This is a genomic window from Mycobacterium sp. SMC-17 (assembly GCF_045310915.1).
In the GTDB taxonomy this organism is placed as follows: Bacteria; Actinomycetota; Actinomycetes; order Mycobacteriales; family Mycobacteriaceae; genus Mycobacterium.
This window is the reverse complement of sequence record NZ_JBJIAK010000141.1, coordinates 1-1,562: the sequence shown is the minus strand read 5'-3', so window position 1 is coordinate 1,562 and position 1,562 is coordinate 1. Positions and strand designations below refer to the sequence as shown.

Sequence of the window (1,562 nt, the reverse complement as noted above, 5' to 3'; positions counted from 1 at the left end):
GGCGGGTGTCCCTGTTTGGGAACTTGGAGCCGTCCACTGACGGACTCCTGCTTGTGGAATGTCTGGGCAATGCCGGCGCTGGCCTCGAGTCACACCCTCGCGAGAAAGGACGCCGTGGAACTCATCTTGGGTATCGACCTTGCGTGCCGGGCGGCTCATCAGGCCTCGCTGGCGCGGCCCGACGGAACGTTCGTCTGGACCGGACGCCGATTCTTCACCAGACCCGACGATCTGGAAAAGCTCTGGAATGCTTGCGATTTAAGCGACGAAGACACGTTACGGGTGGTGATGGAACCAACCCGCAACGCGTGGGCGCCGTTGGCATCATGGTTCCGCCACCACGGCGCGAACGTGTCGATGGTGCCCACCACGCAGTCAGCCGATCTGCGGGCCTACTACTCCAAACACGCCAAGAACGACCACCTCGATTCCAAGCTGCTGGCCCGGCTGCCACTGCTGCATCCCGAGGGGCTCCGTGACCACGCCAGCGACGGCCCGGCCGATCCGTTGCGTCGGATCGTGAAGATCCGCTCGTCGATCGTCAAACGCCGCACCGCGGTGTTCCAGCGCCTCGACGCCCAACTCGAACTGCTCGGCCCCGCCTGGTATGACGCGCTCGGAACACGTTATGGCAAAGCAACTTTGGCGCTATTGACCCGCTACGCCGACCCCAACACCCTGATCCGCCTCGGGCACGCTCGACTGACCCGGTTCCTGATTCGCCACTCCCGTGGCGCCTGGCGCGAGGCCCAGGCCACGTTGATCCTGGCCGCGGCCCGAGAGTCCTTGCAGTTGTGGGGCGCCGGCGCCGATGCTCGGATCGACTTCGCCGAATTGGCGGCCGATATCGCGATCGAAGCCGAACAAGCCCAAGCGTTGACCGATCAGATTGACGACCTCGACGAACGAGCCGCCAACCTCTACGCCGAAGCCGATCCCACCGGCATCATTGCCTCAGCTCCCGGGGTTGGACCGGTCACCGCCGCCGTCATCGCCGGCCGATTAGGCGATCCGCACCGCTTCCACTCACTGGCCGCGATCCGCGCCTACTCCGGGCTAATCCCCAAACTCAGCCAATCCGGCCAAAGCCAGCACCAGCACGGGTTGACCAAAGCCGGCGACCCATTGCTGCGCGAGGCCCTCTTCGCCGCCGCAGACCACGCCCGAAAGGTCGACCCTCAGCTGGCCGCCAAGTACCAGCGGCTCATGAGCACCGACCGTCATCACGACTCAGCGATCTGCCACATCGCCACCGCGCTGCTGACTCGTATCGCAACCTGTTGGCGCACCGGCGAGCACTACGCCCTACGTGACACCGCTGGCCGGCCCATTGACGCCGAGGAAGGTCGCCGCCTGGTGACTGCCCACTACCGCGTTGATCGCCAAACCAGGATCAACGCCGCCAACACCCGCCAATCGCAGCGACTCAAAGGCAGGGCGGGCCGAGGACAACAGGAGTCGCCAAGCGCTCCAATCCACCGACCCGCCCCCACCACCCTAGAACCCGCCTAAGGACTTGCCACAAGAACCCGTCTGAGAACTTGACTCCGATTAGGAACTCA

General features: G+C 64.8%; 1 protein-coding gene. It reads left to right on the top strand.

Features of this window, described 5'->3' with window-relative positions; all coding sequences use genetic code 11:
• Positions 1–69: 69 nt before the first annotated feature.
• Positions 70–1,512 carry an IS110 family transposase gene (locus ACJH7A_RS30450; RefSeq protein ID WP_073698473.1) on the top strand — a complete coding sequence of 481 codons (1,443 nt, stop codon included), beginning with the start codon at positions 70–72 and terminating at the stop codon, positions 1,510–1,512.
• Positions 1,513–1,562: the final 50 nt, after the last annotated feature.

Coding starts and splice junctions, on each gene's coding strand:
- ACJH7A_RS30450 (WP_073698473.1), top strand. CDS start 70: ATGCCGGCGCTGGCCTCGAGTCACACCCTCGCGAGAAAGGACGCCGTG.